9 protein-coding genes are annotated in these 7,843 nt (G+C 56.8%); 3 read left to right on the top strand and 6 right to left on the bottom strand.

Features of this window, described 5'->3' with window-relative positions:
- From ENN66_01305 to ENN66_01290, 4 genes are all read right to left on the bottom strand, one after another.
- On the bottom strand, nucleotides 1–705 hold a 705-nt coding region (locus ENN66_01305; GenBank protein ID HDS15263.1), incomplete at its 3' end, for an SAM-dependent DNA methyltransferase.
- A 384-nt stretch (nucleotides 706–1,089) separates the two neighbouring features.
- The gene (locus tag ENN66_01300) at nucleotides 1,090–1,953 is read right to left on the bottom strand and encodes a paraslipin (GenBank protein ID HDS15262.1); all 864 of its coding nucleotides are present in this window, start codon (nucleotides 1,951–1,953) and stop codon (nucleotides 1,090–1,092) included.
- A 39-nt stretch (nucleotides 1,954–1,992) separates the two neighbouring features.
- Complete coding sequence (locus ENN66_01295) at nucleotides 1,993–2,469, bottom strand: NfeD family protein (GenBank protein HDS15261.1); 477 nt, start codon at nucleotides 2,467–2,469, stop codon at nucleotides 1,993–1,995.
- Between the two features lie 217 nt (nucleotides 2,470–2,686).
- A complete protein-coding gene (locus ENN66_01290) occupies nucleotides 2,687–3,028 on the bottom strand; it encodes an MGMT family protein (GenBank protein HDS15260.1) in 342 nt (113 codons plus the stop codon).
- Nucleotides 3,029–3,301: 273 nt separating this feature from the next.
- On the opposite strand from ENN66_01290, the gene ENN66_01285 reads away from it, so the two are divergent.
- From ENN66_01285 to buk, 3 genes are read left to right on the top strand one after another with little or no spacing between them, the layout of a single operon-like run.
- On the top strand, nucleotides 3,302–4,210 hold the full coding sequence (locus ENN66_01285; GenBank protein ID HDS15259.1) for a hypothetical protein: 909 nt from the start codon (nucleotides 3,302–3,304) through the stop codon (nucleotides 4,208–4,210).
- The gene (locus ENN66_01280) at nucleotides 4,203–5,111 is read left to right on the top strand and encodes a hypothetical protein (protein ID HDS15258.1); all 909 of its coding nucleotides are present in this window, start codon (nucleotides 4,203–4,205) and stop codon (nucleotides 5,109–5,111) included. Before ENN66_01285 ends, ENN66_01280 begins: the two co-directional genes overlap by 8 nt.
- Entirely contained in the window at nucleotides 5,095–6,165 is a 1,071-nt protein-coding gene (gene buk, locus ENN66_01275; protein ID HDS15257.1) for a butyrate kinase, read from the top strand. The genes ENN66_01280 and buk overlap by 17 nt, the downstream gene beginning before the upstream one ends.
- Before the next feature lie 129 nt (nucleotides 6,166–6,294).
- On the opposite strand, the gene ENN66_01270 is transcribed toward buk, so the two are convergent.
- Together ENN66_01270 and ENN66_01265 are read right to left on the bottom strand one after the other, a co-directional pair.
- The gene (locus ENN66_01270) at nucleotides 6,295–7,230 is read right to left on the bottom strand and encodes an RluA family pseudouridine synthase (protein ID HDS15256.1); all 936 of its coding nucleotides are present in this window, start codon (nucleotides 7,228–7,230) and stop codon (nucleotides 6,295–6,297) included.
- Between the two features lie 18 nt (nucleotides 7,231–7,248).
- Nucleotides 7,249–7,843, bottom strand: a 595-nt coding sequence (locus tag ENN66_01265) for a valine--tRNA ligase (protein ID HDS15255.1), incomplete at its 5' end; no start/stop codon positions are given.

The raw sequence follows: 7,843 nt of genomic DNA, 5'->3' as shown, positions 1-7,843 counted from the left end.
GCCGACAGTGGGGTCGTAGATACTCATGCCCTCAATGGGGTCGCAGATTTCCACGCAGAGGCGCACCACTTCCCAGGGGGTGTAGAACTCGCCGGCCTTTTTGCCGGCGGAGTCGGCGAAGAACTTGATCAGCCATTCGTAGGCGGCGCCGAGCAGGTCGGGAAACTCGAAGTCATCGTCGCGCAGGGGGATTTTTTCAAAGTTGGTAACAAAATCCGCCAGGGTGTCGTCGTCCAAGGTGCGGCTACCGATCTTGCGGTTGAAGTTGATGCCGCTGAGTACATCCTGCAGGGCGTCGGGGTTGGCGTCTTCAATGGCGGCCAGCGCCTTGTTGAGGGTGGTGCCGACGTTCTCCTTGGTGTGTTTCAACGCCGGGCGCTGAACGGTCTTCTTTTCACCGCCTTCCACCACTTCTTCCTGCCAGGGCTGGTTCCAGCGGGCGCGGGGCGGTACATAGAAGTATTTGTCGGAGTAGTGGTCGGGGTCGTCCAGCTCAATGGCGATGTCGGCGTCGGACATGCCCTTTTGCTGCAACTCTTGGCGCAACTCCTCGCGGCGCTGGTCGAACAGATCGCTGGCCCGCTTGAGGAACAGCATACCGAAGATGTATTCCTTGTATTCGCCGGCATCCATGCTGCCGCGCAGGTCGTCGCAAGCGCGCAGCAACAGGTTTTCGAGGTGGGAAAGGGTGAGCTTGAGTTTCATTGGGGCCTGTTAAGCAAAAATGGTTCGGGGGTGGGGGAATTTTTACGCATGACGTTAAAGATCACCGGAGCCGGTCTTTTATCGGCTTCCGCGTGGAGCCGGCGGATCAAGTAGCCCGGAAGGACCTCCCCACCAGGCTTTCACAGTCTCCCCTTCAGGTGCGGAAAATGGAATTGGGAATCTACGCAATACAGAGCCCCGTCAATTGACCCCTGAAAAAAGCACCACACTGCATCCAGCGATTGAAAGAACTGTACGACAGCGATTTTAGCCGGCAGAAAAATTTTCCTTTTTCAAAACCTGCCTGACGGGTCCCGCCCCCCTGTCTCTGGCTGAGGCCGAATCCGAAAAACGATAATAACCGGAAAACCGTTTTTCCGCCCGTTAGGGTTTCGCCGCTCCCCCGAGTAGGCCGCGAACCGCGCCCAGCAAGTCGGCCGGCAACAGAACCGTCTTGGCATTGGCACTCGCGGCCTGCCGCTCGATGGCCTTGATGTAGCTTTCCCCCAGCAAATAGCCGATAACCAGATCGGCCTTGTCGGCACCCGCGCCCCCCAACACCGCCTGAATGGCGTTTTTCGAGGCCTCGGCCTGCACCTCCTTGGCCTTGGCGTCACGCTCGGCCGCAGCCAGGCGGCCTTCGGCTTCAAGAATCACCGCTGCCTTGTCGCCCTCGGCCTTGGTCACCGTGGCCCGGCGCTGGCGCTCGGCGGCGGCTTGGGCTTCCATGGCCTGCTGCATGGTCGGTGACGGAGCGATATCCTGAATCTCCACGCCGCGCAGGGTAATGCCCCAGTCGGCCAGGTCGTCGGAAATTCCGGCCTTGAGTTTGGCTTTGATCTGGTCGCGCGAGGACAGGGCGTCGTCGAGCTTCATTTCGCCGATAATCGAACGCAACGTCGTCTGAACCAGGTTCTGAATACCAAGTCGGTAATTCTCGACCCCGTAAACCGACTTTTCCGGACTGATCACGTTGATGAAGGCCACGGCATTAACCTGCAGAACGGCATTGTCCATGGAAATAACCTCTTGACGTTCGGTGTCGATAATCTGATCCTTGGTGCTCACCTTGTAGGCGACGTTGTCGATGTAAGGAATGACGATGTTCATTCCGGGATTAAGCGTCTTGTGATATTTACCCAGACGCTGCACGACATATTTGCTGCCCTGGGGAACAATCCTCACTCCGAGAGCGATCGTGAAAATGACCAGAAGTCCGAAAACGATGACTAAAATCAAACCTTCCATAAATTTCTCCTCCAACAAAGTGACGCCCTCTCCTGATTTTCAGGAATCAACCCGTACCGCCGCCGAGGTTGCGGGAACGACCAGCACGGCATTGCCCAGAACCTCCTTGACTAGCACGGCATCCCCGACCCCGGCCTCCCCTTCAAGCAGACACGGCCAGGTATCGGAGCCGAGAATCGGTACGCTGAACCGGCATTCCCCGCGCCCGCCGGGCGCACTGGGCGCCCGGGTTAACAGGCAACGTTGACCAAGCAGGGCTTCCCGGGCATTTCCGGCCTTGGTCCTGTCCTTGGACAGAGGATTGATCCAGAGGAACCAGGCCGCCGTGAAGCCGACCGAAAACAGAATCCACAACAAAAGCTGCCACTTCAGGCCCGGAGAAATGCCAACCCAGGCAAGTAGACCGACACCCATGGCTCCCAGCCCAAACCAGACAATGGTAAAGGACGGTATGAAGAGTTCGGCCAGAATCAAAATCATCCCGAAAACCAGCCAATGCCAATAGAGAAATTGCACAGCCATGGTTATTTCCCCATGTTCGTTAAAAAACTTTTGTAATTTTCAGCCAACCCGGAAAAGCTGAAAAATCTGGCGGAAACCCTGCACCAGAAGACAGACGCATCAAATATCTCCCTTAATATCAAAATCTTACATGTTGCCGATGGGCGTCGCGAGCTTTTATCCATAAAAAAGCCCGGCGCGAGCAACACGGACCATTGCGCCAGATAAAACCTCAGGAAAAATCAAAGCTGACGGCGGCCAGATTTTTAACCCGGCCCGCCTCACACTCAACCCCTTCCGCAGCCAACAACCTGATCTTCTCAGCGATCTCTGGCCCCTCGCTCCGGCCTCTGAAACCGCCGATCCGCCCGCTCGCGGCCACCACCCGGTGACAGGGAACCTCCGGGGCGTAAGGGTTGCGGCGCAGGGCCTGACCAACCCCTCGATAGGCCCTGGTACCCAACGCCCGCGCGAGCTCCCGGTAGGTCGTCACGCGCCCGGGCGGCACCCGGCGCAACAGCTCGTAAACCTTATCGGCAAAGGCGGTGCCGGCAAACACGTCCTGTGCTTCCATCTGCATGCATCTCCATAAATCATTGTTTAAACGATGTCAAAGGGTTTACTTTATCTCGATTTCGAGCGCCGCGCAACCGCAATCGGTTAAACGGCTTAACCGAGCGCGGCAAACCGTGATTTTGAAGTGAAGGCCCAAACCCATTCCAAGCCAACCCCGGCGTAAAATCCGCGAACAGCCTGAAATTATGCTTGACAAAAATCATACCGAGCCATTAAGCAACCCACTAAGATCTATACGTAAAACAGCGGTTCTGAAAAACCAGAGGTTCGCATGATAAGTTCATTACAGGAAATACAGACGTTGGCGGAATCCGCCGGCCCTGTGACCACCGCGATTATCGCCCCGGAAGATCACGAATTCATGCTCGCGATTAAAGATGCAGGCAAACGGGGCTTCATCGAGCCGGTTCTGATCGGCTGCCGGGCGATTATCGAAAAAGCGGCCGAAAAAGCCGCTTACGATATCGATAAAAACCACATCATAGAAATTACGGACCGGCAGAAAATCGCCGACACCGCCATGAACATGTTTTCCTCGGGAGAGGTCGGAATGGTGAGCAAGGGTCAGATCTCAACCAGTTATGTCTATCGATCGATCATCAGCAAGATGAAAGCCCGACGAGAGCATACGGTAATCAGCGTGCAGACCTTCTGGGATATCAGGGAATGTGACCATCTGGTGTTGCTGACGGATACGGGAACCAATATCTCTCCGGGCGAGAAAGAAAAAAAAGCCATTCTGGACAACGCCCTTCGCGTTGTGAAATTACTGGGTTGCGACTACCCGGAAGTCCTGGAACTGGTCTCGGACAGCGCTCAGTTGAGAGACAAACGCAAGCACCACCCCCTGGACAAAACCCCGGTCGTCAAAAACAGCCGGGGCGCTTTTAAACCGCTTAAAGCCCAGGTGCTGAAAAAGGTTCTTCTGGGACAACATGGCGAAAAATCGGTAAATCTGAACCATCTGCCCCACATAATCCTGATGCCGGACCTGAACACCGGCAATATCATAGCCAAACTTGACTTTTTCATCCAAGACATTGTCAGGGTTTCCTGCTCCTACACGTCGATGGGTCCGGTACTGCTGCCATCTCGGGCCGATGTGGCGGAAGGCATTATCAGAGAGTTTATTTTCGGAGTAGCCCTGGTCGGCCAACACAGGAGATTAAAGGATGCTTAATTTATTTCCGGAAATCGGACGCCAGGCCCGGCGACTCAAACCCAGCCGTTGCGTGATTTCCTATGCCACCGACCAGGCTTTAATCCCGGCTTTACGCCTGCTCGTGGAGCAGGGCCTGATCACGGAACCCATCTTTCTCGCGCCCCGCAAGCTCGACGGCATGAAACTCTTTCGCAAGGTCAGCTCCATGCGTGATTCCGCGATCATGGCGCATGAATGCCGCAAAAACCAGGAAGCCGAATTGATTATCCAGGGACACGAAAAAAGACAGCCTTTCATCTCCCTGCATCTGGACGGCGGAATGCTGGAACCCCAGGCGGTTTATGTTGCCGCATTTTACGACGTCCGGCGCCGGCAAACCTTTTTCGGCATCGACCCACTCGTCGCCCTGGCCCCTACCCTGGAAAACCACATTATGCGGCTGAACGTCGTCGGTCCCTTCATGAGACATCTTCTCAAACGCCGGATTCAGGCCGCCGCCCTGGCTCCGATTGAGACCGTCAATCCCAAGCTGCCGGCGACGATCAGCGCCGCCGTCTTGGCGCAGATGTCGGTTCGGCAACAGTTCGGCAATTTTCTGGAAGTTTCCGGCCCCTTGGACATCGATTGCGCCTTGAGCAAAGTCGCGGCCCAGCGCAAGGGGGTGGAAAGTAAAAACTCCGGGAGTTTCGACTCCTATATCTTCCCCGACACCAACAGCGCCTACTTTTTCGCCACCTTTCTTAAATACATCGGCAAGGTACCGACTATCGGCGTACTGCTTTCGGCGGATCGCCATTTGCTGTTAAACTCTACACCATTGACGGTTTCCGAAAGAGTCGCGGAAATAACCCTCGGCCTGATTGCCAATAATTTTTATAAAAAAACCAAGCAACGGGGTGGTTATGATTCTGGCAATTAACGTCGGCTCAACGACGCTTAAACTGGTCCTGGACAAAATGGATGGCGCGTCCCCCAAAGCTTCAACCCTGCCTCTCGAAATTCACGACCACCGTGAATTGTACAGCGATGAAGGTTTCAGCCGGCTGGCGAAACGCCTGCAAGAGCGAATCGGTCGATTTCTGCGACAACATCACGCCGGACCGGAAAAGCTGAGATTGGTGGTTGCCCGGGGAGGGCTGCAAAAACCCGGACCGGCCGCTGTCTTTCAGATCAATGAAGCCATGTGCGAAGACCTCTCCTCGGGTCGTTATGGACGCCATCCCTCTTCTCTGGGACCGCTGCTGGCGTTCACCCTGGCCCGGGACAACCAAATTGCAGCCTATACGATGGACCCTCCTTCCACGGACGAATTTGCTCCCCCGGCCCGCTTCAGCGGGCTTCCGGAAATCAAACGACGCTGCGCCTTTCATGCCTTAAGCCACAAGGCGGCGGGGCGCAGGGCGGCGACGATTCTGGAAAAGGATTATGAAGCGTGCAGTCTGGTGGTCGCTCACATGGGTGGTGGAATTACCATCGGAGCGCATTTAAATGGACGGGTCGTTGACTGTACAAACGGTTTGAGCGAAGGCCCGTTCACGCCGGAACGGACGGGCTCCCTGCCGACCCTGGAACTCTGCGCGCTGGTTGCCGAGCGGCAACTCAACTTTGATGCAATCAAACAAATGCTGGTCGGCAACGGCGGCCTGAAGGCTTATCTCGGCACCAATAACGGACTCGAGATCGAAGCCCGCATCAAGCAGGGTGACCAGCCGGCGCGCGAGGTTTTTGAGGCCCTGAGCTATCAGATAGCTAAAGAGGTGGGAGCCATGGCGACGGTTCTCCAAGGCGCCTGCGATGCCGTGGTGCTGACCGGCGGTCTGGCCAAATCACAGTTTCTGCTCGACAATTTGCGGCCGCGGATCAGTTTTTTAGGACGGATTCTGGTTTTCCCGGAAGATGAAGAAATGCGCTCTTTATGTGAACGCGGCCGGGAAATTCTCGCGCAACGGCTGCCGATCACGAGCTACGCTTAAACCTGAAACCAAAAACCAGGCCGGGGCCGGCGCAAAGCTTTTCCAACAATAATTTCAGGAAATTTTCGCCTCGCCCGTAACAACCCTCGGGAAGGCAAGCCTTGGGGCGCGGCCGCCGAAGAAGTCCGCTCAAATACTTTCGGACAACGTGTACCAGTCCGGCAACGGCGCCGTAATCACCCAGCCATCGGCCAGCCTCAACCGCCGGCAATGAAGATGGAAAACAGCGCTTTCGAACGGCTCGGCCTCGACCCCGGTGGCGAAAGCTGCTCCACCATACAACCGGTCGCCGACCAACGGGTGACCGACCGTCGCGAGATGTACCCTTAACTGGTGCATGACCCCACTGTACATCACCAGGCGAACCGTGGTCAGATCCCGAATCCGGTCAAAGCCCAAGGGTTCGATCTCGGTCCGGGCCGGATAGAGCCCTCGGCAGGGCAAAGAGCCGACCACCATGCGGCGCCGGTCACTCCGATCATGGGTCAGGCTCTGGTTAACCGCTAAAGCCGCCTTGATCTCACCCGTTGCCTCGGCCAGGTATTCCTTGCGAATCAGGTGCTCGGCAAACTGCCGACGCAACCTTTTCCAGGCCTTCTCGGAACGGGCCACAAGCACAATGCCGGAAGTCGCGAAATCAAGCCGGTTCAGCAGGCCGGGCTGCAGAGGACCAAAATCACCGATGCCGGCCAATTCGGGGAAAACCGTCAGCAAACGATTGGCGAGCGTGCCGGTTTCATCCGGAGTCAGGGGATGGGTATGGCAGGCCGCCGGCTTATTCAGGGCCAGCAGATCATCATCCTGATAAATTATCTCGAGCTCGCCTTCTGGCTCGGGCGCCGGACCAGAGGGTTCAAAACAAGCCCCGGACAGGGCAACCTGCTGACCGGCCCGTAGCATGGTGCCCTTGGCCGCGCGCCGGCCGTCTACCGTAAGTTCTCCGGCCGCGATCAGGCGCCGCCAGCGATTGGTGGAGATCGCCGGGCAGGATTCATGCAGAAAACGATCCAGCCGAACCGGCGGCCCCGTGACCCGCAAGGTTCTAATCTCTTTCCTTTGCGGCAAAAGCTAACCCCGGCGCCTTTAAAGCGCGCTCTCCTGCAAAACCCTGATACTGGCTTTAAGCTTCTCCTGTTTAAGGCTCAATTCCTCGAATTTCCCCTGCTCCTTGGCAATCACCTCGGGCGGGGCCTTGGCGACAAAATTTTCATTGCCAAGTTTACCGCTGACCCCGGCAAACTCTTTCTCTACCTTTTTGAGCTCCTTGGCCAAGCGCGCCTCTTCCTGGGCAAAATCAACCAGACCGGCCAGAGGTACGAAAAGCTCGCAGCCGGCAGCTAGGGCGGCGGCCGACTGCGGAGGTCGGGCGGCAGCGGCATCAATCGTCAACCCCTGCAGGCGAGCCAGATGGATAATCACCTCGGAATTTTTCCGCAACGCGGCCAGGGTCTCGGCTTCAGCTCCCCGAATAAGCAAATCCAGGCGCTGGCCCGGCGAAAGATTCATTTCTCCCCGAAGGTTGCGAACCGCTGTGATCACCGCCATGACCTGTTCCATTTCCAGAGCGGCGGCTGAATCAGCCAGACCCGAATCGACCCGGGGAAAGCTCGTTTGCATCAGACTGAGCGGTGCCCCCGCAAGCCGGGGCAGAGCCTGCCAGATCTCTTCGCAGACAAAG

The organism is Pseudomonadota bacterium (assembly GCA_011049115.1).
Taxonomy (GTDB): domain Bacteria; phylum Desulfobacterota; class Anaeroferrophillalia; order Anaeroferrophillales; family Tharpellaceae; genus DSCM01.
This window is presented reverse-complemented; position numbering and strand designations above follow the sequence as displayed.

What these genes read in the sequence shown, in the direction of transcription:
- ENN66_01300 (HDS15262.1), bottom strand. Translation starts at nt 1,953, where the DNA reads ATGGAAGGTTTGATTTTAGTCATCGTTTTCGGACTTCTGGTCATTTTC.
- ENN66_01290 (HDS15260.1), bottom strand. Translation starts at nt 3,028, where the DNA reads ATGGAAGCACAGGACGTGTTTGCCGGCACCGCCTTTGCCGATAAGGTT.
- ENN66_01285 (HDS15259.1), top strand. Translation starts at nt 3,302, where the DNA reads ATGATAAGTTCATTACAGGAAATACAGACGTTGGCGGAATCCGCCGGC.
- ENN66_01280 (HDS15258.1), top strand. Translation starts at nt 4,203, where the DNA reads ATGCTTAATTTATTTCCGGAAATCGGACGCCAGGCCCGGCGACTCAAA.
- buk (HDS15257.1), top strand. Translation starts at nt 5,095, where the DNA reads ATGATTCTGGCAATTAACGTCGGCTCAACGACGCTTAAACTGGTCCTG.